Source organism: Bowmanella pacifica, from assembly GCF_014645355.1.
GTDB classification, from domain to species: domain Bacteria; phylum Pseudomonadota; class Gammaproteobacteria; order Enterobacterales; family Alteromonadaceae; genus Bowmanella; species Bowmanella pacifica.
In genome coordinates this window covers 363607-389076 of sequence record NZ_BMLS01000003.1, presented here as the reverse complement: position 1 = coordinate 389076, position 25470 = coordinate 363607, and the positions used below count along the sequence as shown (strand labels likewise).

Sequence of the window (25470 nt, the reverse complement as noted above, 5' to 3'; positions counted from 1 at the left end):
AGCTTAGCGCAAAACCCCGCTGTTGATCATCAGGATTGCGTAATCTGTACTTGCTGTCCGTCGCGTAATCGTTCAGCGCCTCGTACCGCCACTTTATCGCCGGCTTTAAGTTGACCTTGCTTGATGCTGACCCATTCCTGCTGGCCCCGACCTATTTCGACTTTTTCCCGGTGGGCACGATTCTCGTCGTCAATACGCACCACATAAGTGCCGTCACGGCGAAGTAATAAGGCATCTCTGTGTACCGTTAATGCCAGGCTGGGAGCCTGCGCTGGCACTGTTGCGGTAACAAGTTGGCCAGCTGTCCAGTTTTGACTGGCTTGCGCTGGCAGGCTCACACGCAGTTCAAAGGACTGTGACTGCATATCAGCGGCCGGGATAATGGCTTTTACATCTGCTTCAATTTGCTGTTCACCTGCTTCAAGCCGGATTTGCTGGCTTTGACGCAGATAAGCCAGGTATTTAACCGGCACAAAAATACGGGCTTCCAGATTCTCGGTATCTAGCATAGTCACTAGTACTTCACTGCGGTTTACATCACCGCCGGCTTCTCTTAGGCGATCGGTGATAACTCCGGTAAAGGGCGCGGGGACTAACGTCCGGGAGAGCTGGTCGTCAATTTGCGCCAGACGCAACTTAGCAATATCAAGATCCGTTTGTGCCAGCTCAAACTGGGACTGCGTTTGATCCAACTGAAATGCTGAGGCGCTATTAGTCTGCCTGAGCTCTTGTAAGCGTTTAAGCTCCCGTTGCAAATAATGCAGATTGATAGTGGCACGCTTGATTTGAGCCTGCTGCTCGGCCTGTTGAAGCAACAGAGGCTGAGGTTCTATTTTGGCGACAGGTTCGCCTTTAACTACCTGCGTGCCGGGTTCGGCGACCCATTCCAGTCGTCCGGCTACACCGGCCGTCAGTTTGACATTGTGGCGACTGAAAATACTGCCAACTAACTCTACCGTAGGGGAAAACGTGCTTTGCTTCACTTCGGATATGCGTACCGGACTGGCGGGTGGCTGGTTGGCCACAGCGCTGTGGCTGAGCAAGGCTGTGATTATAAGCAGGGAAAGTCGGGTTTTCATCTTAAGACTCCTGAATAAGCAGGGATGCAGGTTGATGGGTTTTAGCGCGCAGCCCCAGTTGCAACCAGGCCGGTAACAAAATCAAGGTAAACAGGGCGCTAAAGGCCATGCCGCCCACAATAACGGTAGCCAGGCCTCGGTAAATTTCAGAGCCGACACCGGGCATCAACATCAGCGGCAGCATGCCAAATAGACTGGTCAAGGTACTCATGTACACGGGTCTGGCTCTAACCAGCACCGCCTGAGCAACCGCCTGTTGTAGGCTTACGCCCTGAGCCTGAGCAAAACGGGTTTGATCTACCAGTAAGATGGCATTATTGACCACTAAACCCAGCAGAATAATAAAGCCAATCATGGTCAGTAGATCCAACGATTGGAAACTGAACAGGTTCAGTAACCATAAGGCCAACACGCCACCTGCGACAGCTAATGGCATCACGGTCAGTACCAGCAAGCTGTCATAAGCGGATTTAAATAAGGCGGTCATCAGCAAGAATAAAATCACAATGGCCAGCAAGAAGTTGGTGCCCATATCCTTGATGGCTTGCTGCATGTCGTTGGCATTGCCACTAACCTGAAAACTTGCGTCTGCTGGCAGGGCTTGGCGAAGCACGGGTAGTACATGGCGTTCTAATTGTTCCATAGCGTCTTGCAATGACATCTCTTCAGGGGGATTGAGCAACAAACTCACGGTGCGTTTGCCGTTGACCCGGCGAAGCTGTGTTGGCCCAACGGTTCTTATCACCTCTGCCAGCTCCCCCAGAGTTTGTAAACCGGCATTGGGAGTGTGCACGGGCAGTGAAGAAAGTTCATCGGGGGTGCGCCACTTATCGCCGCGCAAAATTAGGTTCATTCTGTCATTACCGTCAAAGTACTCAGCGATAAAAAGTCCCCCGCTCAAGGCTCTGACCATACTGGCGATATCGCCACGATCCAGTCCGGCCTGGGCTATACGTCTATCATCGGGCAGCAGACGCAGTTCTGGCTCGGCCAGAATCAAGCCGGGCACGGGCTGAGCGCTAACCCCCGGCATATGCTCGTTGATGGCACTTAGGGTGGTTTGTGCGGCATCCATCAGGGCTTCCACATCTGGTCCTTGTAAATCCAGGTTGATAGAACGGCCGTTACCGCCTCCCTGTATATTGATCATAGAGCCGCGGAACATAAATACCTGAGTATCAGGCAAATCACTGAGCACCTTTGTTCTGACGATGTCCATTAACTCCTCAACCTGAGTGGGATCAGCAGCATAGATAAAGCCTCCGCTGTTATTCGGCCCGAAGGTATAGAAGTTGTAACTTTTAATTTTTGGCTCAGCGTCTCCGCTTAGATAAGGGGCCAGCCGCTGGCGGGTGCGGTTGGCTAGTTCCTCTTCGATAAATTCCAGGCTGCCACCGGGAGGTAAGTTAAACGCAAAGAAAAAACCGTCGATGGGTGCGCGGGGCATAAAGTCGGTTCTGGGCAGTAAGCTTAGGGTTAGCAATAGCGATATACCCATTAATCCGCCTATCCAGGCCAGACGTTTCATATGTGTGTTGGTGGCACTCATGACCAGCTGACTTAGCCTTTGCCATAAAGGGGTCAAACGGTCTTCTTTGGGTAAATCACGCAGCAAAAAATGACTGGCTAACGGCAGTAAGGTGATGGCACCGAGCATTGAGGCGATAACGGCGACAGACAAGGTCAGGGCCAAATCGGAGAACAATTGACCTTCCACTCCTTGCATAAACAAAATAGGCAGAAAAATAGCTACGCTGGTCGCGGTGGAAGCAAACAATGCGCCTGTAACTTGTGACGCGCCCTTGAGCACGGCTTTTTTGCTGTCCAGACCTTGGCTTTTAAGTCTGACGATGTTTTCTTGCACAATAATGGCGGCGTCCAATACCAGGCCAACAGCAAAAGCGATGCCCGCCAGGGAGATGACATTCAAGGAACGATTCAGTGCGCCTAAGGCTAACAATGCCACCATTACCGAGAAAGGGATGGTCAGGGCAATGATGGCCGTGGCCCGCCAACCGCGTAGGAAATACCACAAGATTGCCAGCGCCAGTAAGACACCTAATCCCAGGTTACTTTTCACCAGCACCAGGGCATTGCGGATATGCACAGATGAATCGAAACTGAGATCGATCATCAGTCCCTGTTCTGCCAGGGGGCCTGCATTCAACTCTCGAATAGCCAGATTAATATCGTCCAGCAATGCTACGGTGTTGGCATCGCTGTCACGGCTGATCGTTATGTAATAGGCTGGGGCGCCATTACGTAAAGTAAAACCAAACCTGTCCACCAGGGTATCTTCGATGCTGGCAATATCGTGCAAGTACACCGGGCGTTCGTTGCGATAGGCTAGGATCATATTGCCCAAATCCTGTACCTGATATTGTCCTGCAAAACGGATGGTGTACTGACGCCTGCCCACATCAGCAAAGCCACCTGATACATCATTAGCCCGAGCAACGGCGCGGCTGATATCACCGATGGCAATACCCAGCGCTGCGGCTTTATATGGGTCAAAGCTGATACGTAGCTCTCTTGGCCGCTGACTGGCCAGGTTTACCTGGGCTACGCCAGGGATGCGGGCCAGACGCGGCTCTATCACATCTTCAATCAACTGCTGATATTGAGATATATCATCGGCATCGTTATCCGGTATGGTGCGAACCAGCAGAGATGCGGCATTGGGGCCATTACGTCCGCCGCCAACCGAAACCACCGGCTCAAAGGCATCCAGCGGCAGAGGCGGGGCCTGGTTCAGCCGGTTGATCACCTCCAGCATAGCGCGCTGCATATCCGTACCTACATCGTAGGTCAGGGTAATATTGCCAAATCCGCGTTGGATATTGGTGGTCACATTTATCACGCCCGGCGCATTTTTAACCGCGTTTTCCAAAGGCTCGATGATCACTGATTCCATTTCTTCCGGTGCGGCGGAGCGCCAACCTGTGCCAATACTAATCTGTGGTTGCTCAATATCTGGCGTTAGCTGGATGGGCAGTTTAAGGGCTGCAATCAGGCCGAACATGCAAAGCAGGGCGGCGATAACCAGCACGGCGGCGGGATTTTTTACACTGAGTCGCGTCAGGTTCATGACAATAAGCTGCAAAATTAATCTGCAACCAGCCTAGAAGTAAATGTGGTGTTAACTAATGGTGATGCGGTAGATGGCAGATTGCTGCGGCGAATATTCGTGCTGTTAACACCGTGTTACAGCTAGACATATTTGCGCGTGAGCCACTTACAACTTTAAGGCGCTAAGATAAAAAAAACCGCCATCAGGCGGTTTTTTCAAAACAATCAGCTTTATTTATTCAATGGCTGATATTTACGTACATCGTGGCCAGTATACAACTGACGCGGACGACCGATTTTTTGACCTGGCTGGCTGAGCATTTCGTGCCAGTGAGAAATCCATCCCACGGTACGAGCCAAAGCGAAAATACAGGTGAACATGTTAGTTGGGATACCAATGGCCTTCAGGATGATGCCAGAGTAGAAGTCCACATTGGGGAACAACTTCTTATCTTTGAAGTAGGGGTCTGACAGCGCAATGCGCTCCAGTTCCATCGCTACATCCAACAATGGATCCTGAATATTCAGCTCGGCCAGTACTTCGTGGCAGCTTTCACGCATCACGGTCGCACGTGGATCGTAGTTCTTGTAAACGCGGTGACCGAAGCCCATCAAACGGAAGGGGTCGTTTTTGTCTTTGGCGCGTTCAATAAATTCAGGAATACGATCTACTGAACCGATTTCTTCCAGCATGTTCAGACAAGCTTCGTTGGCACCACCGTGCGCAGGTCCCCACAAGGAGGCAACACCCGCTGCGATACACGCATAAGGGTTGGCACCGGACGAACCGGCCAGACGAACTGTACTGGTTGACGCGTTTTGTTCATGGTCAGCATGCAGGGTAAAGATACGGTCCATGGCACGAACTACGGCTTCACTGGCGTTGTACTCTTCAGCAGGTACTGAGAACATCATGTTCAGGAAGTTGGCCGCGAAAGAACGGTCATTGCGTGGATAAACAAAAGGCTGACCGGTGTTGTACTTGTAGCACATGGCGACCAGGGTCGGCATTTTGGCGACCAGGCGGTATGCACTGCGCAGACGCTGCTCTGGGTCTGAAATATCCAGATCATCATGGTAGAACGATGACATGGCACCAACGGTACCGCACAGCATTGCCATAGGGTGTGCGTCACGACGGAAACCGCGGAAGAAGTTATTCACCTGGTCATGCACCATAGTGTGACGAGTGATAGTGTTTTTGAACTGAGCATACTGCTCTGCAGTGGGCGCTTCGCCGTGCAGCAGCATGTAGCAGACTTCCAGATATCCGGCATCACGGGCCAGTTCTTCAATCGAGTAACCGCGGTGCAACAACACTCCTTTTTCACCATCTATATAAGTAATAGAGGATTCACAAGAGCCAGTTGCCATAAAACCAGGGTCAAACGTGAAGTAACCGTTGGCGCCCAATGACCGAACATCGATCACATCATGGCCTGCTGTTCCAGATAGAATAGGGAGTTCAATCTCCTTGTCGCCTACCTTTAAGATGGCCTTTTGATCTGCCATAAGATGCTCTCCTTCAGATTGCTTCTGTGGTGGTGTGTTTGAACTTCCCAGACTGATACGCGGGACGTAAACAGCCGAAATAAAGAGCGGGATAATTCACACAGGCGTTTAAAAATTGCCGCTATTTGTACTGATATTAGCGTTCCAAGTCAATTTTAATGCGTTTTTGCCTGATATCTATTCAACTAAAGTTTAGTGTCATGTTGGGAATCACCCCTATAACCTAGGCGCAACGCTGATTTTGCGATTTGAATGCAAAATCGCGGCGGCCAAGTGTATGCGTCCTGCTTATGGGCTTGCAAAGGATTTTGCCGGTTTAAAAGCAAAAATACTGGGTTTTTGACAGTATGATACTTGGTGTGACGCCTTGCTTGGTCAGTTGCTGTAAGGGATGACGGTGGATTACCACTTGCCATACATCAAGCAGCTATGAATTAGTTCACATTCTTCTATTGAGTGCGAAATAATCAAAATCCAAACAAGGCGTTAGGGCGTAACAAAAATTGTAATTATGGCTAGGGCTGGATATACTTTGCGACGTTTAAGTAGCGGTGTTTGTAGCATTTTTTTAACAAACTGGTACAGCACCCCGTCGTTTAAAACAGACAGCTTGAATAGAGAGACGGTTAATCTTGCGCAATGCAGGGTTAGTGACGTAGAACTCAACCCTTGCGGGGGTGTAACGGGCAACAAATCGTGAAAAAACAAAGACCAGTAAATTTGCAACTCAATACGATTAGTTTTCCTCCATCTGCCATTGTTTCCATTTTGCACCGGGTAACAGGTGTCGCCATGTTCTTTGCCTTGATTTTTGTGATCTCGGCGTGGGCGGTATCCGTATCCTCTGCACAAGGATTTGACATGGTGGTGGAATGCATGAATGGTGTTTTGGGTAAGCTGATTGCCATCGGCACAATATCTGCCTTCATCTATCACCTTCTGGGTGGCCTGCGCCATGTGATCATGGACATGGGACACTGGGAAGAATTGCAATCCGGTAATGCCAGCGCCAAAGCGGTCATTGCACTTTGGATTGTTCTGACAGTCGTAGTGGGAGTCGTACTATGGTAACCAATCAGGCCAGTCTGAAACGCAATGGCGTGCAGGATTATCTTTCTCTGCGCACCACCGCAGCAATTATCGCGTCCTTCTTCCTTTATATGGCGTGGTTCTTTATTGCAACGCCACAGATTACCTTTGACGTTTGGCAAGCTTTGTTTGCTGGCCTGGGGATGAAAGTCTTCACCCTGGCGGCGCTAGTTTCCATCATGATCCATGTGCGCATTGGCCTGTGGCAGGTTCTGACCGACTACGTTAAGGCACCAGCCTTGCGCGGTACTATCCAGTTCCTGTTGAACCTATTGGCTTTTGCCTACGTTGCCGTAGGTCTGTTCGTATTGTGGGGTGTGTAAGTGACTATTCCAGTACATGAATTTGATGCAGTGGTAATTGGCGCCGGTGGCGCGGGCATGCGTGCCGCCCTGCAGATTTCCCAGTCCGGCAAGTCCTGTGCCTTGCTGTCTAAAGTATTCCCAACCCGTTCCCACACGGTATCCGCCCAGGGCGGTATCACAGTTGCGCTGGGCAATGCCCACGAGGACAACTGGGAATGGCACATGTATGACACGGTAAAAGGTTCCGACTATATCGGTGACCAGGACGCCATTGAATATATGTGTAAGACAGGCCCAGAAGCTATTATTGAGCTGGAAAATATGGGCCTGCCTTTCTCTCGTTTTGAAAACGGCAAGATTTATCAGCGTCCCTTTGGTGGCCAGTCCAAGAACTTTGGTGGCGAGCAGGGCGCCCGTACCGCGGCGGCTGCCGACCGTACTGGTCACGCGCTGTTGCACTTGCTGTATCAGCAAAACGTTAAGAACAAAACTAAGGTATTCAGTGAATGGTATGCCTTGGACCTAGTGAAAAACCAGGACGGTGATGTTGTAGGCTGTACCGCCATCGATATCGAAACGGGTCAGGTTGTTTACTTCAAATCTAAAGCCGTTGTACTAGCCACAGGTGGTGCCGGTCGTATTTACGCTTCAACCACCAACGCACATATCAATACCGGTGACGGCGTGGGTATGGCTCTGCGTGCTGGCGTTGCGTTGCAAGATATGGAAATGTGGCAATTCCACCCCACAGGTATCGCTGGTGCCGGTGTACTGGTTACCGAAGGTTGCCGTGGTGAAGGTGGTTACCTGCTGAACAAAGACGGTGAACGTTTTATGGAACGTTATGCGCCTAACGCCAAAGACTTGGCAGGCCGTGACGTAGTCGCCCGTTCCATGATGACTGAAATCCGCGAAGGTCGTGGTTGTGATGGTCCTTGGGGTGTGCACATTAAACTTAAACTGGATCACCTGGGTAAAGAAGTGCTTGAGTCACGTTTGCCGGGTATTCTTGAACTGTCTCGTACTTTTGCTCACGTTGACCCGGTTAAAGAGCCGATTCCCGTTATCCCAACCTGCCACTACATGATGGGTGGTATTCCCACCAATGTTGATGGTCAGGCTATAACCCTGGATGCTAACGGCAATGAGAAACTGGTAAATGGTTTGTTTGCCTGTGGTGAGATTGCCTGCGTATCGGTACACGGTGCCAACCGTCTGGGTGGTAACTCACTACTTGACCTGGTGGTATTTGGTCGAGCAACCGGCCTGCACCTGGGTAAAGCCCTGGATGAAATCGCGCCTAGCCGTGATGCGTCTGAAAGTGATCTGGATGCTGCTCTGGCACGTTTCAATCGTTGGGAACGTTCTGAAGGCGGTAAGGGTGAAGATCCGGTTCAAATTCGTAAAGATATGCAGAAATGCATGCAGTTGAATTTCTCTGTATTCCGTGAAGGTGACGCTATGGCTAAAGGCCTGGTTGAGCTGAAAGAGATCAGAGAGCGTCTGCAACATGCTCGTCTGGATGACAAGAGCAGCGACTTCAATACCCAGCGTATCGAGTGCCTGGAGTTGGATAACCTGATGGAAACGGCTTATGCCACCGCAGTTGCCGCCAACTTCCGTACCGAGAGCCGTGGTGCCCATAGCCGCTTTGACTTCCCGGAGCGTGATGATGAGAATTGGCTGTGCCATTCCATCTATCGTCCAGACACCGAGTCTATGAGCAAGCGTGAAGTGAACATGTCGCCTAAGCTGCGTGAAGCCTTCCCGCCAAAAGCCAGGACTTACTAAGAGGAGCATGAAGTAGATGAAATTGAATTTCTCAATTTATCGTTACAATCCTGATGTGGACAGTGCACCTCGGATGCAGGATTATCAACTGGAAGTGGAAGAAGGTCGGGATATGATGGTGCTCGATGCACTTATCCAGCTTAAAGAGCAAGACCCGACCCTGTCATTCCGTCGCTCTTGCCGTGAAGGCGTCTGTGGTTCAGACGGTCTGAACATGAACGGCAAAAACGGTCTGGCCTGCATCACACCTTTATCTGCTTTGGGTAAAGGTAAGTTGGTGCTGCGTCCATTGCCCGGTTTGCCGGTAGTGCGTGACCTGGTGGTTGATATGAGCCAGTTCTACACTCAGTATGAGAAGATCAAACCTTATTTGATCAACGATACCAAGCAGCCACCTGCACGTGAATTCCTGCAAAGCCCGGAAGAACGTGAGAAGCTGGATGGTTTGTACGAGTGTATTTTGTGTGCTTGTTGCTCAACATCCTGTCCGTCTTTCTGGTGGAACCCGGATAAGTTTATTGGCCCAGCGGGTCTGTTACATGCCTACCGCTTCCTGGCGGACAGCCGTGACACCGCTACCGATGAGCGTTTAAACGATTTAGATGACGCCTTCAGCGTATTCCGTTGCCACGGAATCATGAACTGCGTTAGCGTTTGCCCCAAAGGATTAAATCCGACCAAAGCTATTGGTCAGATTAAATCCATGCTGTTGCAACGGGCTGTTTAGTTAGGCTGATTTCCGTTTTTCGGGATTCAGTTGTTTGGAAGCTAAATAGCCATCCGTTAGGGATGGCTATTTTTTGTTTGGCACTATTAGGCATAACTAATCGGGCCAATGCCTCTGGAAGAGGCGTGTAAACTCAGGGACGACAGCAGTTTGTCACAAACTGTACCGCCGTCAGTGTGACGGACGTTGGCTGGGGTATTGGCTCCAGTGTTGTAATTTAATTCCGGTCTTTTTGATTAAGGGACAAAAATGCTAGAAAGCGTGATGAAAGCATGGTGGGAGTCTTCCCACATGGCTGGTGGAAACGCTGCTTACGTAGAAGAGATATACGAAGCATATCTTGACGACCCGCAAAGCGTGTCGGAAGAGTGGCGCTCGATTTTCGATCAATTACCCAAGCTGAATGGCGTCGAACTCGAAGCCAAACACAGCCAAATCCGCGACCAGTTTCGCGACCTGGCGAAACTTGGGCCAATGGGTCGCGTTGCCAAAGCGGTAACAGCTGCCACGGGTGGTGATGAGAAGCAGGTTAAGGTCCTGCAGCTGATTAACGCCTATCGTTTCCGTGGTCATCAGCACGCCAATCTGGATCCACTGGGTTTGTGGAAACAAGAGCGAGTGCGTGATCTGGAATTGTCTCATCACGAGCTATCCGAAGCGGACTTTGACACAGTGTATAAGCTGGGCTCCTTTGCCATCGGCCAGGACAGCATGGCACTGGGTGAGCTGTTTAAGTCCCTTAATCGTACATACTGCGGCAGCATCGGTGCCGAGTATATGCATATCACTAATACCGAACAGAAACGTTGGATCCAGCAGCGTCTTGAATCGGTACAAGCCAAGCCTGAATTTGACCGTGAAACTAAGGTCAACATTCTTAAAGGCCTGGTGGCGGCTGACGGTATGGAAAAATACCTGGGCTCCAAATTCCCAGGTGCTAAGCGCTTCTCTCTGGAAGGTGGTGATGCCCTGATTCCTATGCTGAAGCAACTGATTGGCCACGCCGGTACCAATGGTGCCAAAGAAGTGGTTATCGGTATGGCTCACCGTGGTCGTTTGAACGTACTGGTTAACGTATTGGGTAAAAACCCGTCAGTGTTGTTCGACGAGTTTGCCGGTAAGCATGACGAATCACTGGGCGCCGGTGACGTGAAATACCACGCGGGTTATTCTTCTGACTTTGCTACCCCTGGCGGCAATGTCCACCTGGCGTTGGCCTTTAACCCCTCGCACTTGGAAATCGTTAACCCTGTGGTGATGGGCTCGGTGCGTGCACGTTTAGATCGTCGTGGCTGTAAAGATGGTTCCTCTGTGGTGCCAGTTACTATTCATGGTGACTCCGCTATTGCTGGCCAGGGTGTGGTGCAAGAAACCTTCAATATGTCGCAGACTCGCGGCTTCAAGGTTGGTGGTACCGTGCGTATCGTTATCAACAACCAGGTTGGTTTTACCACGTCGAAGACAGAAGACACCCGTTCTACCCAATACTGTACCGATATCGCCAAGATGGTACAGGCGCCTATCTTCCACGTAAATTCCGATGACCCAGAAGCCGTGGTGTTTGTCACCAAGCTGGCGCTGGATTATCGCAATACCTTTAAACGTGATGTGGTGATTGACCTGGTTTGTTATCGTCGCCATGGTCACAACGAAGCGGATGAGCCCAATGCAACTCAGCCGCTGATGTATCAGAAGATCAAAAAGCACCCAGTGCCACGTGAAATCTACGCTGATCAATTGACTGCCGAAGGCGTGGTTCAAGGTCATGACGTAGATAAAATGGTTGGCGATTACCGTGCTGCCTTAGACCACGGTGCCTGCGTGGTGGAAGAATGGCGTCCTATGACCGAGCATTCGGTTGATTGGTCTGCCTATCTTGGCCATGAATGGACAGTACCTTATGACGGTAGTCTGACCGTAGATAAGTTACGTGAACTGGGTGAAAAGCTGTGTAGCTACCCAGATAGCGTTAAGCTACAAAGCCGTGTGAACAAGCTATACGAAGATCGTAAAGCCATGATCGCAGGCGAAAAACCTTTGGATTGGGGCTGCGCCGAAAACCTGGCCTATGCCAGCGTGGTTGAAGCAGGCACCCGCATCCGTATGACGGGTCAGGACTCTGGTCGTGGTACCTTCTTCCACCGTCACGCGGTATTGCATAACCAAAAAGATGCCTCTACTTATATGCCGCTTGAGCATATCAGTGACAGCCAGGGACCTATCGAGATTTATGACTCGGTGTTGTCCGAAGAAGCAGCCATGGCCTTTGAATATGGCTACTCTACCGCTGAGCCAGACTGTCTGAATATCTGGGAAGCCCAGTTTGGCGATTTTGCCAACGGCGCCCAGGTAGTTATCGACCAGTTCCTGAGTTCAGGCGAAGCCAAATGGGGCCGTTTGTGCGGTCTGACCCTCTTGTTGCCACATGGCTACGAAGGGCAGGGACCCGAGCACAGCTCAGCACGTTTAGAGCGTTTCCTGCAGTTGTGTGCGGATCATAACTGGCAGGTATGTGTGCCTTCTACGCCGGCTCAGGTATTTAATATGCTGCGTCGTCAGGTGGTACGCCCTATGCGTAAGCCATTGATCGTAATGTCACCTAAGTCCTTGCTGCGTCATCCTATGGCGGTATCCAGCTTGGAAGAGTTAGCAGAGGGCACCTTCAAAAACGTGATTGGCGAGATTGACGATATCAATCCGGCCAACGTCAAGCGTGTAGTGATGTGTTCAGGCAAGGTGTATTACGATTTGCTGGATCAGCGTCGTAAGGCTGAGCAGACCGATGTGGTGCTTATTCGTATTGAGCAACTGTATCCTTTCCCGCATGAAGAACTGGCTGAAATTCTTAAGCCTTATCAGCATGTTAAAGATTGGGTATGGTGCCAGGAAGAACCTCAGAACCAAGGCGCCTGGTATTGTAGCCAGCACCACTTCTGGCAGGCCATTCCAGACGGCGCCAAGCTGAGCTATGCTGGTCGTTCGGCGTCAGCCTCTCCGGCCGTAGGCTATCTTTCTGTACACAATCAGCAGCAAAAAGCGCTGCTTGATGACGCATTGTCGATTTAATAAGGGACCCGTATGAGCATTGAAATTAAAGTACCGGTATTGCCCGAGTCGGTGGCTGACGCCACTATCGCTACCTGGCATGTTAAGCCTGGCGATAAGGTATCTCGCGACCAGAATTTGGTTGATATTGAGACTGACAAAGTCGTACTCGAAGTCGTGGCCCCCGCCGATGGTGTGCTTGCCGATATTCTTCAGGAAGAAGGCAGCACGGTATTGGCAGAGCAAGTTATTGCCAAGTTGGAAGAGGGTGGTAAGGCCGCCGCTAAGCCAGCTGGTAATGATGACAAACAACAAAAACCTTCCTCCAGTGAAAGTGCCAAAGGTGAATCTGTGGAAATAAAAGTACCCGTCCTGCCTGAGTCAGTGGCCGATGCCACTATTGCGACCTGGCATGTACAACCCGGTGAAGCGGTGTCCCGCGATCAGAACCTGGTTGATATTGAAACCGACAAAGTTGTTCTTGAAGTTGTGGCTCCTGCTGACGGCTCACTAAGTGAAATTCTGGCTCAGGAAGGTGACACTGTTACCGCCGAGCAAGTTATTGCCAACTTTGTTGCTGGTGCCGGTGCAGCACCTGCAAAAGCTGAAGAAGCCAAGAACGACGCAGAAGAAGACAGTGACGCGCTAAGCCCGTCTGTTCGTCGTCTGCTGGCGGAAAAGGGCGTGGATGCATCCAAGATTAAAGGCACTGGCAAGAACGGCCGCATCACCAAAGAAGATGTTGAGCAGTTCCTCAAAGCCGGCGACGCCCCTGCTGCCAAAGCGCAAAGCGGTGCTGCACCTGCTGTCGCGCCTCTGGGTGAGCGCACCGAGAAGCGCGTACCTATGACACGTCTGCGTAAGACTATCGCCAACCGTCTGTTGGAAGCGAAGAATTCAACGGCTATGTTGACCACCTTTAACGAGGTTAACATGAAGCCGATTATGGATCTGCGTAAGCAGTATCAAGAGGTGTTCGAGAAGCGTCACGGTATTCGTCTTGGCTTTATGTCTTTCTATGTGAAGGCCGTTACCGAAGCCCTGAAGCGTTTCCCTGAAGTGAATGCGTCTATTGATGGCGATGATATTTGCTATCACAACTACTTTGACATCAGCATCGCTGTGTCTACGCCTCGTGGTCTGGTAACCCCAGTGCTGCGCGACTCTGACCAGTTGTCTGTAGCCGATGTTGAGAAAGGTATCAAGGACCTGGCAATCAAAGGCCGTGACGGTAAATTGTCTATGGCTGATCTGCAAGGTGGTAACTTCACCATCACCAACGGTGGTGTATTCGGTTCCTTGATGTCTACGCCAATCATCAACCCACCACAAAGCGCTATTCTGGGTATGCACAAAATCCAGGATCGCCCCATGGCGGTGAATGGCAAGGTGGAAATCCTGCCTATGATGTATCTGGCCCTGTCTTATGATCACCGTATCATTGACGGCAAAGAGTCTGTGGGCTTCCTGGTTACCGTTAAGGAACTGTTGGAAGATCCGACACGCCTGCTGCTGGACATTTAAGCGCCAGTCAGGTTGAAGTTTAAAAGGTGAGGAAGCCTGAAGGCGACCTCACCTTGACGCTTCTGGAACTTGAACTGAGCTAATATTTTACTCAGTTCACCGGAGGCAGCGTCCCAGAAGGGGCCCGGCCTCAAATGCCTCCGGCAAGCTGATTGCCGGATTAGCGGTCGGAACTCAGGTTCCGGCAAACTCGTACTGCAAAAGCAGTTTTTTCTCAATAACGGAAAGAACACCATGAACTTGCATGAATATCAGGGCAAACAGCTATTTGCCGAATATGGCTTACCCGTATCTGAAGGGTATGCTGCCGACACGCCTCAGGCAGCAGTAGAAGCGGCCGAGCGCATCGGCGGCAGCGAATGGGTAGTCAAGTGTCAGGTCCACGCCGGTGGCCGCGGCAAGGCCGGTGGTGTAAAGCTGGTTAAGACCAAAGACGAAATTCGTAACTTCGCTCAAAACTGGTTGGGTAAAAATCTGGTTACTTACCAGACTGATGAGCACGGTCAACCGGTTAACAAGATTCTGGTTGAATCTTGTACCGATATCGACAAAGAGCTTTACTTGGGTGCAGTAGTAGACCGCGCTACCCGTCGTATCGTTTTCATGGCCTCTACTGAAGGTGGTGTTGAAATCGAGAAGGTAGCCGAAGAAACGCCTGAGAAGATTCTTAAAGCGGAAATCGATCCTCTGGTAGGCGCACAGCCTTTCCAGGCGCGTGAAATTGCCTTCAAACTGGGCCTGCAAGGCGTTCAGATTAAGCAGTTTACTAACATTTTCCTGGGTCTGGCGAAGATGTTCGTTGACCTGGACGTGGCGCTGATCGAAGTTAACCCGCTGGTTATCAAAACCGACGGCAACCTGCACTGCCTGGATGCCAAAGTGGTTATCGATTCTAACGCGATGTACCGTCAGCCTAAACTGCGCGATATGCACGATCCATCTCAGGAAGATGCCCGTGAAGCACAAGCTGCTAAGTGGGAACTGAACTACGTAGCGCTGGAAGGCAACATCGGTTGTATGGTTAACGGTGCTGGCCTGGCAATGGGTACCATGGACATCGTTAAGCTGCATGGCGGTGCTCCTGCTAACTTCCTGGATGTTGGTGGCGGCGCAACAAAAGAGCGCGTAACCGAAGCATTCAAGATCATCCTGTCTGACAGCAATGTACAAGCCGTATTGGTTAACATTTTCGGTGGTATCGTACGTTGTGACATGATCGCTGAAGGTATCATTGGTGCCGTTGAAGAAGTTGGCGTAAACGTACCTGTAGTTGTGCGTTTGGAAGGTAACAACGCTGATCTGGGTGCCAAGAAGCTGGAAGAGTGTGAACTGAACATCATTGCTGCTGCCAGCCTGACTGACGCAGCGCAGAAAGTGGTAGCCGCAGCCGGGGGTGCAAAATGAGCGTTTTGATTAACAAAGACACTAAAGTCATCTGCCAAGGCTTTACTGGCGGTCAGGGCACATTCCACTCTGAGCAAGCCATTGCTTACGGTACTCAGATGGTTGGCGGTGTAACCCCTGGTAAAGGTGGTACCACGCACTTGGGTCTGCCGGTATTTGATACGGTAAAAGAAGCCGTTGAAGCCACTGGCGCTACTGCTTCTGTTATCTACGTACCAGCCCCTTTTTGTAAAGACTCTATCATCGAAGCTGCTGATGCCGGTATCGAGCTGATCGTTTGTATCACCGAAGGTATCCCGACTATCGATATGCTATTCGTGAAAGAGTACATCACGCAGAAAGGCGTGCGTATGATCGGTCCAAACTGCCCAGGTGTTATCACCCCTGGAGAGTGTAAGATTGGTATCATGCCTGGTCACATTCATAAGCCGGGTAAAGTGGGTATCGTATCCCGTTCAGGTACACTGACTTATGAAGCGGTTAAGCAAACTACTGATGAAGGCTTCGGCCAGTCCACTTGTGTGGGCATCGGTGGTGATCCAATCCCAGGTTCTAACTTCATCGATATCCTGAAGTTGTTCCAGGAAGATCCGCAAACCGAAGCTATCATCATGATCGGTGAAATAGGTGGTACGGCTGAAGAAGAAGCGGCGGCTTTCATTAAAGAAAACGTCACTAAGCCAGTGGTTTCCTACATTGCCGGTGTCACTGCACCTCCAGGCAAGCGTATGGGCCACGCTGGCGCCATTATCTCTGGTGGTAAAGGCACGGCTGATGAGAAATTCAAAGCCCTGCAAGACGCCGGTGTAACCACCGTGCGTTCACTGGCCGATATCGGTAAAGCGCTGCGCGAGCGTACTGGCTGGTAATTACCTGTTAGTCGCCTCGGGCCGCTAGATGCGAGCTTTGAGCTAAAAGTATAAAAACCCGCTTCGGCGGGTTTTTTGTTTTTTTTTGGCCCTATGCTGTGAAGCTAGTTTACCTCGGTATAAGCATCGAGGGACTTCATGGGGAATGCGAATTAAGGGCTGTCAAAGAGCTGTTGAAAGCGCGTTTTTGTGGAAGCCACGTGTAATAAATCTGGGGGAAAAATTTATAGAGTGCTTTTGGAATGGTAAGATATTCCCGTTCACTCTTCTCATAAGTGTATGACTTTTGAAATATTACTGTATTGCCTCTCCACACAAAAATGAACTTTGGTATGACCATCGATTATATGTAAACCTGAAAGAAGAACTTTCTGCTTTGGGGTATCATTATCGCGCTGGTGCAAAGAACAGAATATATTTTCTCGGTGCACCTCAGAGGCATTTCTACCCTCAAGTTGGCAAGTTCGATCCTACGGCGAACAACATCGCTTTGGTCTATTGTCATCCAGAGAAGCTGAATAGATTAGATAGGTTTGAACATGTCTTTGCTTGCAGCCAAGGCTTTAAGAGTTTCCTGAATTGGCAGAGATGGAAGAATTGGGAGATTTTTAAATCAGAGAAACCTTTTACTACAAAAAGACCTATTCAGATTATTCCTCCTTTTTCGTCCTTAAAACCGGTAAGTAATACAATGCCCCGGTATCAGTGTGATGTTTCGTTTATGGGGGTACCTCGTATTAGACCTGCACTCGAAGCCGTGCTGCCGCTTGTGGATGAGCTGAATATCAAGTTAAACCTCTATGGCCCGGGCTGGCATAGTTATCCGGGACAAGGAAACCCAGAAAAGTATTGGATTGCCAAGCAAATTCCTTATGAAGATATACCCAAGTTAGCATTGGGTAGCAAAATATGTTTGTTAGATCACCACGATACTATGAACAAGATCGGCTCAATCAGTCATAAGTATGTCGATTTTGTGATGTCAGGGGGCTTTGTGGTGAGCGACTATAACCTAGATGCAGTAAAGAACTATGGCGGCATCTGCTTTAGTGAGCAGCGTCCACTCAAAAGTATTCTGATTGAGTACTTAAATGATGAAGAAAAACGGCGCAGACACGTGTTAAAACAGCAATCAATAATGGAAAAGCAGACAACGAAAATTGCTGCTGAGCGTTTAGCCAGTTGCTTTATTGAGTAGTATTGGATGAGGTCAAAATCGCGGCCGTACCAAATATACGTGAGGAGAAACTCAAAGCCCTGCAAGACGCTGGTGTAACCACCGTGCGTTCACTGGCCGATATCGGTAAAGCGCTGCGCGAGCGTACTGGCTGGTAATTACCTGTTAGTCGCCTCGGGCCGCTGAATGCGAGCATCGAGCTAAAAGTATAAAAACCCGCTTCGGCGGGTTTTTGTTTTTTTCGCTGAGAGGCAGAGATTTTTAACAGTATTAATAGAAAACCACAGAGGACACGGGAAGGGATTTTTGGAGGCTTTTAACTCCGTGTTCTTCTGAGCTTCATGGTAGAAAAAGGATGACTTGAGAAAACCGGGTATGGGTTTTGCCGTCAGATTCGTAATAATAGGCCCATGATTCCTGGCGAAGCCATCCGAAATACATCTTCCACTCAATTTGCTCTCAGCAAATTGCCTGTCTTTTAGCAGCGCACTGAAGTGACCGGGAATTTTTTCGCGGGGAGCAAAGCGGCTCGGGCCGCTTAAGGACATCATCGATCTATTGCAGAAACTGTGTATCAATACAGTTTCAGCAGTCGAGCCGTATAACAGCAATGGTACGGAACACGTCCGCCTTTTCCCGGCACCAATTTGGTGCAACCTCCAAACTCATGCTAGGCAAGGACCACAGAGCATGCTAAAAAATGACTATGCAAAAGTACGGAACTTATCCGTGTTTAAACACGGAACTCTTCCGGCTATTAACATTGTTATGTTTCAAGGAGAGAAAATTGAAACTCAAGGATATGAATTCAAAAGCTAGAGAGGCTTTTGCAAAGTCTCAAATCGATATTGGTGTCGCGATTTTTAAATCAATTATGCTACTGGTTACTACAGTTCCTATTGCACTGTTCATACAAGGAGGTTTTGCGAGTGAGAAATCTACAGATCCAATATCAGTTGTAAAGGTTATCCAGTCATTCTCTACTGAAAGCCAAATACTTATCGGTTTGCTATTTTGTTTCGCACTTTTTGCAGGGCATAATCTAAGAAGTACTGGCATCAAAATTCTTAATGAAATAGAAGATGAGACATAACAATCACATTAAGCCGCTCGCAGGCTCGCTGGGACAGTAACGCGTGGGCTCTGTCGCTTCGCTCGGATTTTAGCCCACGCGTTACTGCCCCTTATGTGGGGTGTTAGGCATTTAAAAGGACGTTAAGTGAACTGGGCACGAATTGCTAAATACACAGTGATCTTCTTTATATGTTCTGTTGCTTCAGGTGTTCCACTGGGGTATGTAATGGGGCGCTATGATTCAGTTGGTGAAATTATTCCAAGCTGGATTTACTGGAGCTTTATTTTCCTTTCTATGCTTGTTGAGGCAGCGATCATTTATTTTCTAGTGAAGAATCAGGCAAATTTTGCTTTTATACATGCACTTATAGTGGTTTTGCTCAGTTCTTTAATTGCATCATGTATTCTGTTTTTTCTTGCTGGCGAGGTTCTTTTGGGTGGCTGGCAAATTGATTATGTCAGTATGTTTATTGCGCTTTTGTTTGGTGTTGCATTGGGCAAGCAAGCAGCAAAAAGTTCAGGTGTTGTAAATGCCTAACAATCGCCATCAAAAGCGCGCCCGTTGGGCGCTCGACTCGCAACACGTTGCTCGCGTTTGTGGCGGACGTTATGTGCTTCAAGGAAAGTTGCAATCATGAACTATTTTAAATCTCCTTTCTTGGGTGTTTCGTTACTAGAACAAGTGACGAATCCAAATATTATCGTTGGCAAACATAGCTACTACTCGGGCTATTATCATGGTCATAGCTTCGATGATTGTGCGCGTTATCTTAGTCCTGATAGAAATGACGTAGATAAGCTGATAATCGGTAGCTATTGCTCCATAGGTTCTGGTGCCGTATTTATGATGGCTGGAAACCAAGGCCATCGAAATGACTGGATTAGTACATTTCCATTTTTCTACCAAGAAAATGAAAGCTTCGCGGATGCCGTAGACGGCTTCCAGCGTTCGGGCGACACTGTCATTGGAAATGATGTTTGGATTGGCTCCGAAACCATGATTATGCCTGGCGTGAAAATTGGAGACGGTGCGATTATTGCGAGCCGTGCTGTAGTAACCAAAGATGTAGCGCCATATGAAGTGGTGGGCTCTAATCCGGCGAAGCATATTAGGTTTCGGTTTTCAGAATCAGAAATTTCTATGCTGTTAGACATGGAATGGTGGACTTGGCCTGATCTGAAGCTAAAAAATTGCATGAAATACCTTTGCTCATCGGATATTGAAGGTCTATATGGGTATTGGAAAAAGGAAGTCCGCACATAACAAAGCCAATCACGGCGACGCCTACTACATTGCGGCTTCGTCTTCATTCCGTAGTCGCGCATGTTGGCGGCGTTACATGCCAATGTACTATTTAGCATTGCTTAACTAGGATGAGTTTTGACAAAATTTAAATGCATACAATTAATTTCATTGCTATTTTTCAGTCCTACTGTCTTTTCTAGCAATATCCATGTAGAGAAATTATCCGATCAAGTTCATGTTTTGAGTGGAAAGGAGTACGGAACTAATATTGGATTAATAACTACAGAGAATGGTTTGATCTTAATCGATCCCATGCCAGGGGGCGGGCATTTACTAGAGCTAGATAATATAGTTAAGTCAATTTACGATAAACCCATAATTTATATCTTGAATACTCACGCACATTCAGATCATACGGGTGGTAATGAGTTTTTCATAAAGCAAGGTGCAAGGTTTGTCGAGAGTATTTCTAATTCAGATGATTTTGTTCATATTAAAGTGAAGTCTCATTCTTCGAATGACAACATTTACTACCACAAAATTAGCAACACTATCTTTGTCGGTGATGTTTTCGATACCAGTTGGCACCCAACATTTTATGCAGGCGGAACTCAAGGTTTTAATGATGCGATTGATACAATTATGAAGCTAGGTGACGAACAGGCTCTTATAGTGCCAGGCCATGGCGCACCAGCAAGCAAGTTGTCTTTACTAGAATTCAGAAAAAATACTTCAGAATGGATAATGAGAGTCCGAGAGCTACACCAAAAAGGGTGGGATGAAGACCGAATAATGAATGATGCTCAAGCTAAGAGTATTGTGGAAAAATTCAATTTAGGCGATAGGTCACCATTCCTTCCCCAAAAGGCATTCAAGAGATTTATAGAAAGAACAATTTCGGTGATAGAAAAAGAGAAAGGCATGTAACAACGCGTGTCCGATTTATCGGGGGAGCACCATTCGCTTCGCTCTCCGCTGCTGCAAGCGTTATAACTCATCACAAGTTGGAGTGTAAGGATACATACATGAATATTAATGCAACTGTTGTAGGACAGATTATCTTTATCAACTTCTTAGTTATGCTTTTTTTAACTCTAAAATTTGCCAAAGGAAAATCGGATAATTTACCTCTGGTAGGTTTTTACACTTTTCTCTTAAGCTTCCTTTTCTTTCCTGCTAGTTGGCTTTATTGCTGGTATTGGTCAAGAATGAAGCCTAATGTGGCAAGTGAGTTATAACAAGCTGTTTAAAGTAGACAATGGACTTCCCCCGCTTTAACGGACACGCATCGATAACTCAAAATGAGGTAAACGATGCCCGCCTACAAAACTGGAAAACGCACCCAACAATACAGTCTTGAATTCAAGATAAAGGCGGTATTGTGGAGCCACGAATCACATCGAAGCAGCAAGGATGTTGCACAAGCCCTGGACATTCACCCCTTCATGTTGTCTCGTTGGCGTAAGGAATATCGCGAAGGTAAATACGGCATGCCGCAGAACAACAAAGCCCCCAAGCCAGCAGGCAAACTCAAAGCGCAGGATGAATTACAGCAGCTCAAGAAGCGCATTGCTGAATTGGAAGAGGAAAACGACATCCTAAAAAAGTGGCAACGTTTCCAGGCGGAGGAACGGCACAAAGGTATCGGTTCATAAAAGCGCATGCTCAGCATCACAGTGTGTCGGCCTTATGCCGACATCTGGAGGTGTCTCGTAGCGGCTATTATGACTGGCGTAACAGACCGCTTAGTCAACGGGCACTGCACGATGCACAATTACTGAAGCAGATTCAGCGCATTTATACCGCCAGCCAGGGTCGATATGGCAGCCCCAAGGTGTATCAGGCATTGCGTCAGCAAGGCATGAGGGTAAGTGAAAAACGCGTGGCCAGATTGATGCGACAAGCCGAGCTTAAAGCCCGAGTGGAAAAGGTGTATCGGCGTATGCATAAAGCCAGAGCCGCCCTCAAGGCACTGCCCAACTACCGCCTGATGCTGGATGCGCCAACCGGGTTAAACCAACAATGGTCAGCGGATGTGACCTATATCCGCCATGGCCGCAGCTTTATCTATCTGGCGGTCATTCTCGACTTGTGGTCACGCCGGATTGTAGGCTGGGCCTTGTCGTACCAGCTCAATGCAGACCTGGCAATAGCTGCGCTGTATGTGGCGTTAAGGCAACGAAAGCCCAAACCGGGATTAGTCCTGCACACTGACCGAGGGGTGGAATATCGCGCCCATGCCATGCAGCGCTGGTTGCAAAAATACGGTATCCGACACAGCATGAGTCGCCCTGGCCGTTGCACCGATAATGCTGAAGTCGAGTCCTTTTTTAAGAGCCTGAAAGCCGAGCTGATTCACCAGAATCACTTTGCCAATAAGGCGCAGTTGGAAGCAAAAGTGAAACAGTACATTGGCACGTTCTATAACCGGAAGCGATTACACAGTAGTCTGAATTATCTTTCTCCGGTACAGTTTGAACATGCCGCTTAATAACAGCGCGTGTCCGATTTATCGGGGGAACATCATCTTAATCGATCCCATGCCAGGGGGCGGGCATTTACTAGAGCTAGATAATATAGTTAAGTCAATTTACGATAAACCCATAATTTATATCTTGAATACTCACGCACATTCAGATCATACGGGTGGTAATGAGTTTTTCATAAAGCAAGGTGCAAAGTTTGTCGAGAGTATTTCTAATTCAGATGATTTTGTTCATATTAAAGTGAAGTCTCATTCTTCGAATGACAACATTTACTACCACAAAATTAGCAACACTATCTTTGTCGGTGATGTTTTCGATACCAGTTGGCACCCAACATTTTATGCAGGCGGAACTCAAGGTTTTAATGATGCGATTGATACAATTATGAAGCTAGGTGACGAACAGGCTCTTATAGTGCCAGGCCATGGCGCACCAGCAAGCAAGTTGTCTTTACTAGAATTCAGAAAAAATACTTCAGAATGGATAATGAGAGTCCGAGAGCTACACCAAAAAGGGTGGGATGAAGACCGAATAATGAATGATGCTCAAGCTAAGAGTATTGTGGAAAAATTCAATTTAGGCGATAGGTCACCATTCCTTCCCCAAAAGGCATTCAAGAGATTTATAGAAAGAACAATTTCGGTGATAGAAAAAGAGAAAGGCATGTAACAAGCCGTTGCAGGCAGGGACTTTTAACAGTTGGCTTTCCCTCACTGCGTTCGTTAATTATAGCCAACTGCTTAAAAGCCCCTGAACGGGGCGTTAGATTTTCCGGGAGACTTGATGGAACTCTACGAAACTGGAAATGCAAACATCTGGTCGAACTCCTATGTTCGCGAACAACTACTGAAAGCGCATCTCAATCCAGATTCTGATGCAGCAAGCCGTAAACCAAAAACGATCAGAGCAACCGTTGACTGGGTTCTCGAGAATCAGTTGATTACAGGCTCTGTCATTGATCTTGGGTGTGGTCCAGGTCTTTATACTCAAGCGTTCGCCGCTCGCGGATGGTCGGCAGTTGGTGTGGATATCAACGAGTCAGCGATCAACCACGCCATTGAATCAGGAAAATCAAAAGGACTGACGGTTCAGTATCTGCATCAGTCTTATCTCGACAAAATTGATGCAGGTGATTTTGATGTAGCAACCTGCATTTATTGTGATTTCGGCGCACTGACAAGCGAACAACAGAAAACGTTTCTCTTGAATGTCTATCAGTTACTTACCCCAAGTGGTGTGCTGGTATTTGATGTATTTGGCGCAGGCATTTCGCAAACTAAAATTGAGGGACGTTCTTGGGAAAGGGCAGATGCCAATGGATTTTGGTCAAAGTCATCTTGTTACGTATTGTCAGAGTGTCAGCATTTTGAGAAAGAGCAGGTGTGGGGACAAAAATATATCGTCATCCCCGACTCAGGCGAACCATCCACCTACATCCTCTGGGATCACTATTTCACAGTTGAGAAGCTGGAGTCATTGCTTTTAGAGGCTGGTTTTTCCGTGATTGAAACAAAATCGGACCTCGTTCAGGAAAGCGATTTTACTTCTGGAGACGTTTTGTTTGTACGTGCCAGAAAAATCTAACAATACAATTAGATTCGCTCCCTGTGGTCGCCGGACGTTCGTTCCTAGCGCCGTTTAACGCGGCGTTAACTATCCGCTTTCTGGATAAAGACAGTTGACGTCAAACTGTATCACCTGCGTGTTTCCTTTTACTTATTGAACCATAAACAGTTTTTCCTTACTTACCTGGGGTGGTTGATTGTTATCTTTTTGCGTCTAATGCCTTGTTCGTGAGGATAAGAGTGATGCCGTTTGACGCATTCAGCGGGTAAAATAGCCTGGTTTGTTTAAGGAGAAGCTTTTAGATGTTGAGAGATAACCAAACCCGCTACGGTGCTATTTCCAGATTTTTGCATTGGGGAATGGCGCTGTTGATAGTGTGGCAATGCGGTAGTTCAGCTGCGCGTTTCTTTATGGAGGATAGCGCCATTGAACAGTTTATGTGGCCAACTCACAAACCGGTTGGTTTGCTGATCTTTGTGTTTATGGTGATTCGCATTGTGTGGGCCATTATGCATATGTCCAGCCGTCCTGCCGCCGTGAATATGCTGGCAAAATTAGGCCATATTGCGCTATATGGGCTGTTGTTTGCTGTACCGCTGTTTGCCTTGCTTCGTCAATACGGCTCAGGCAGAACATTTGAAGCCTTTGGCATCATAGTGATGGCGGGCTTTGAAGGTGAGAAGATCCAATGGATGCTTGAGCTAGGCAATGGCTGGCATGGCTTACTGGGCTGGACATTGTTTGCTTTTATAGCGGGTCATATATTGATGGCTTTTGTGCACCGCTATGATGCGGGTAAGCAAGACATTATCCGCAGAATGTGGCGATAAGGGCAGAAACAAGCAAAGCGAACTGAGCCTGATTATTTTTGAGTTATTTGTTTGCGTCTGAAGCCGCCTGTTATGCAGGCGGCTTTTTTATTTAAGCTGATGCCCTGGCCAGACAGTTTGATTTTAGTTACTGAGTGTTTTTCTGATTCTTTGTATTGGCATAGGCAGCTATGCTCTAAAACTGCTATTTCAGGGAGAAGATGTGTATGACAGTGGTTGAACAGATTGTTGCCCGGCAGGTAGATGCCGTGATTGTTTATGAGTCGGCTCGTGTTATCGCTTTTGCAGACCATGATCCCATTAACCCAGGGCATCTGCTTATCGCACCCGTGCAGCCTTATGCCTCCTTTATTGATTTACCTGCCAATGTGCTGGAAGAAATCCAGTCGGTTGCCAAGCAGTTGTATGTCCGGCTTGAACAAAAGTTCGCGCCAGATGGCATCTCATTTATCCAAAATAACGGCTTTTTTAACGAACTTAATCATTATCACCTGCATATCTTCCCGCGATTTAAAGACGATCAGTTTGGTTGGCAAAGCCGGGATGGGGGGATTCGCAAGGTGAGTGAACTTAGCGAACTCTTTGCTGATTTCTAAAGCGTCAAAATGTCTAACTATCTGTAAAAGGCATGAGGATAACCAGCCTGCCAATGTGAACTATATTGAGAAGCGATGCGG

The 25470-nt window shown here is 48.4% G+C and carries 22 protein-coding genes and 1 pseudogene; 20 read left to right on the top strand and 3 right to left on the bottom strand.

What is annotated here, in order from left to right; genetic code table 11:
* Positions 1-29: 29 nt before the first annotated feature.
* From IEX02_RS11720 to IEX02_RS11710, 3 genes are all read right to left on the bottom strand, one after another.
* Positions 30-1079 carry an efflux RND transporter periplasmic adaptor subunit gene (locus IEX02_RS11720; protein WP_188695068.1) on the bottom strand — a complete coding sequence of 350 codons (1050 nt, stop codon included), beginning with the start codon at positions 1077-1079 and terminating at the stop codon, positions 30-32.
* 1 nt (position 1080) lies between these two features.
* Complete coding sequence (locus IEX02_RS11715; protein WP_188695065.1) at positions 1081-4167, bottom strand: efflux RND transporter permease subunit; 3087 nt, start codon at positions 4165-4167, stop codon at positions 1081-1083.
* A gap of 212 nt (positions 4168-4379) precedes the next feature.
* Positions 4380-5660, bottom strand: coding sequence for a citrate synthase (locus IEX02_RS11710; RefSeq protein ID WP_188695062.1), 1281 nt, complete (start codon positions 5658-5660; stop codon positions 4380-4382).
* Between the two features lie 696 nt (positions 5661-6356).
* Between IEX02_RS11710 and sdhC the strand changes: the two genes are divergently transcribed.
* The 20 genes and pseudogenes from sdhC (at position 6357) to IEX02_RS11610 (ending at position 25389) form a co-directional block, all read left to right on the top strand.
* On the top strand, positions 6357-6731 hold the full coding sequence (sdhC, locus tag IEX02_RS11705) for a succinate dehydrogenase, cytochrome b556 subunit (RefSeq protein ID WP_188695059.1): 375 nt from the start codon (positions 6357-6359) through the stop codon (positions 6729-6731).
* Positions 6725-7072 carry a succinate dehydrogenase, hydrophobic membrane anchor protein gene (gene sdhD, locus IEX02_RS11700; protein WP_188695056.1) on the top strand — a complete coding sequence of 116 codons (348 nt, stop codon included), beginning with the start codon at positions 6725-6727 and terminating at the stop codon, positions 7070-7072. Before sdhC ends, sdhD begins: the two co-directional genes overlap by 7 nt.
* Positions 7073-8845, top strand: a complete 1773-nt coding sequence (sdhA, locus tag IEX02_RS11695; RefSeq protein ID WP_188695053.1) for a succinate dehydrogenase flavoprotein subunit — start codon at positions 7073-7075, stop codon at positions 8843-8845.
* 16 nt (positions 8846-8861) lie between these two features.
* Positions 8862-9572 (top strand): succinate dehydrogenase iron-sulfur subunit, encoded by a 711-nt coding sequence (locus tag IEX02_RS11690; RefSeq protein WP_188695051.1) that lies wholly within the window; start codon positions 8862-8864, stop codon positions 9570-9572.
* Positions 9573-9821: 249 nt separating this feature from the next.
* On the top strand, positions 9822-12638 hold the full coding sequence (locus IEX02_RS11685; protein WP_188695048.1) for a 2-oxoglutarate dehydrogenase E1 component: 2817 nt from the start codon (positions 9822-9824) through the stop codon (positions 12636-12638).
* Between the two features lie 12 nt (positions 12639-12650).
* Positions 12651-14141 (top strand): 2-oxoglutarate dehydrogenase complex dihydrolipoyllysine-residue succinyltransferase, encoded by a 1491-nt coding sequence (odhB, locus tag IEX02_RS11680; RefSeq protein WP_188695045.1) that lies wholly within the window; start codon positions 12651-12653, stop codon positions 14139-14141.
* 234 nt (positions 14142-14375) lie between these two features.
* On the top strand, positions 14376-15545 hold the full coding sequence (gene sucC, locus IEX02_RS11675) for an ADP-forming succinate--CoA ligase subunit beta (protein WP_188695042.1): 1170 nt from the start codon (positions 14376-14378) through the stop codon (positions 15543-15545).
* Entirely contained in the window at positions 15542-16414 is an 873-nt protein-coding gene (gene sucD, locus IEX02_RS11670) for a succinate--CoA ligase subunit alpha (protein ID WP_188695039.1), read from the top strand. The genes sucC and sucD overlap by 4 nt, the downstream gene beginning before the upstream one ends.
* A gap of 286 nt (positions 16415-16700) precedes the next feature.
* Positions 16701-17612, top strand: a complete 912-nt coding sequence (locus tag IEX02_RS11665) for a glycosyltransferase family protein (RefSeq protein WP_188695036.1) — start codon at positions 16701-16703, stop codon at positions 17610-17612.
* Positions 17613-17659: 47 nt separating this feature from the next.
* A pseudogene (locus IEX02_RS11660) lies at positions 17660-17749 on the top strand (succinate--CoA ligase subunit alpha); the annotation flags it as partial.
* Positions 17750-18378: 629 nt separating this feature from the next.
* Positions 18379-18684, top strand: a complete 306-nt coding sequence (locus IEX02_RS11655; protein ID WP_188695033.1) for a hypothetical protein — start codon at positions 18379-18381, stop codon at positions 18682-18684.
* 126 nt (positions 18685-18810) lie between these two features.
* Positions 18811-19203, top strand: coding sequence for a hypothetical protein (locus tag IEX02_RS11650; protein ID WP_188695029.1), 393 nt, complete (start codon positions 18811-18813; stop codon positions 19201-19203).
* A 93-nt stretch (positions 19204-19296) separates the two neighbouring features.
* Positions 19297-19929 (top strand): type B chloramphenicol O-acetyltransferase, encoded by a 633-nt coding sequence (catB, locus tag IEX02_RS11645; RefSeq protein WP_373285004.1) that lies wholly within the window; start codon positions 19297-19299, stop codon positions 19927-19929.
* 117 nt (positions 19930-20046) lie between these two features.
* Positions 20047-20838 (top strand): MBL fold metallo-hydrolase, encoded by a 792-nt coding sequence (locus IEX02_RS11640; protein WP_188695022.1) that lies wholly within the window; start codon positions 20047-20049, stop codon positions 20836-20838.
* 98 nt (positions 20839-20936) lie between these two features.
* The gene (locus tag IEX02_RS11635) at positions 20937-21149 is read left to right on the top strand and encodes a hypothetical protein (protein WP_188695020.1); all 213 of its coding nucleotides are present in this window, start codon (positions 20937-20939) and stop codon (positions 21147-21149) included.
* A 75-nt stretch (positions 21150-21224) separates the two neighbouring features.
* A protein-coding gene (locus IEX02_RS11630; protein WP_188695017.1) for an IS3 family transposase occupies positions 21225-22402 on the top strand; the annotation gives its coding sequence in 2 pieces (ribosomal slippage) (positions 21225-21518 and positions 21521-22402; 1176 coding nt in all).
* On the top strand, positions 22392-23066 hold the full coding sequence (locus IEX02_RS11625; protein WP_188695014.1) for an MBL fold metallo-hydrolase: 675 nt from the start codon (positions 22392-22394) through the stop codon (positions 23064-23066). Before IEX02_RS11630 ends, IEX02_RS11625 begins: the two co-directional genes overlap by 11 nt.
* A gap of 114 nt (positions 23067-23180) precedes the next feature.
* Positions 23181-23981, top strand: coding sequence for a class I SAM-dependent methyltransferase (locus IEX02_RS11620; protein WP_188695011.1), 801 nt, complete (start codon positions 23181-23183; stop codon positions 23979-23981).
* A 284-nt stretch (positions 23982-24265) separates the two neighbouring features.
* Positions 24266-24793, top strand: coding sequence for a cytochrome b (locus IEX02_RS11615; RefSeq protein ID WP_188695009.1), 528 nt, complete (start codon positions 24266-24268; stop codon positions 24791-24793).
* A 206-nt stretch (positions 24794-24999) separates the two neighbouring features.
* Positions 25000-25389, top strand: a complete 390-nt coding sequence (locus IEX02_RS11610) for an HIT family protein (protein WP_188695006.1) — start codon at positions 25000-25002, stop codon at positions 25387-25389.
* The last annotated feature ends 81 nt before the right edge of the window (positions 25390-25470 follow it).

Bases quoted from the DNA above. Each gene is read 5' to 3' on its own strand.
- IEX02_RS11720 (WP_188695068.1), bottom strand. From the start codon at position 1,079: ATGAAAACCCGACTTTCCCTGCTTATAATCACAGCCTTGCTCAGCCAC.
- IEX02_RS11715 (WP_188695065.1), bottom strand. From the start codon at position 4,167: ATGAACCTGACGCGACTCAGTGTAAAAAATCCCGCCGCCGTGCTGGTT.
- IEX02_RS11710 (WP_188695062.1), bottom strand. From the start codon at position 5,660: ATGGCAGATCAAAAGGCCATCTTAAAGGTAGGCGACAAGGAGATTGAA.
- sdhD (WP_188695056.1), top strand. From the start codon at position 6,725: ATGGTAACCAATCAGGCCAGTCTGAAACGCAATGGCGTGCAGGATTAT.
- IEX02_RS11690 (WP_188695051.1), top strand. From the start codon at position 8,862: ATGAAATTGAATTTCTCAATTTATCGTTACAATCCTGATGTGGACAGT.
- IEX02_RS11685 (WP_188695048.1), top strand. From the start codon at position 9,822: ATGCTAGAAAGCGTGATGAAAGCATGGTGGGAGTCTTCCCACATGGCT.
- odhB (WP_188695045.1), top strand. From the start codon at position 12,651: ATGAGCATTGAAATTAAAGTACCGGTATTGCCCGAGTCGGTGGCTGAC.
- sucC (WP_188695042.1), top strand. From the start codon at position 14,376: ATGAACTTGCATGAATATCAGGGCAAACAGCTATTTGCCGAATATGGC.
- sucD (WP_188695039.1), top strand. From the start codon at position 15,542: ATGAGCGTTTTGATTAACAAAGACACTAAAGTCATCTGCCAAGGCTTT.
- IEX02_RS11635 (WP_188695020.1), top strand. From the start codon at position 20,937: ATGAATATTAATGCAACTGTTGTAGGACAGATTATCTTTATCAACTTC.
- IEX02_RS11625 (WP_188695014.1), top strand. From the start codon at position 22,392: ATGCCGCTTAATAACAGCGCGTGTCCGATTTATCGGGGGAACATCATC.
- IEX02_RS11620 (WP_188695011.1), top strand. From the start codon at position 23,181: ATGGAACTCTACGAAACTGGAAATGCAAACATCTGGTCGAACTCCTAT.
- IEX02_RS11615 (WP_188695009.1), top strand. From the start codon at position 24,266: ATGTTGAGAGATAACCAAACCCGCTACGGTGCTATTTCCAGATTTTTG.
- IEX02_RS11610 (WP_188695006.1), top strand. From the start codon at position 25,000: ATGACAGTGGTTGAACAGATTGTTGCCCGGCAGGTAGATGCCGTGATT.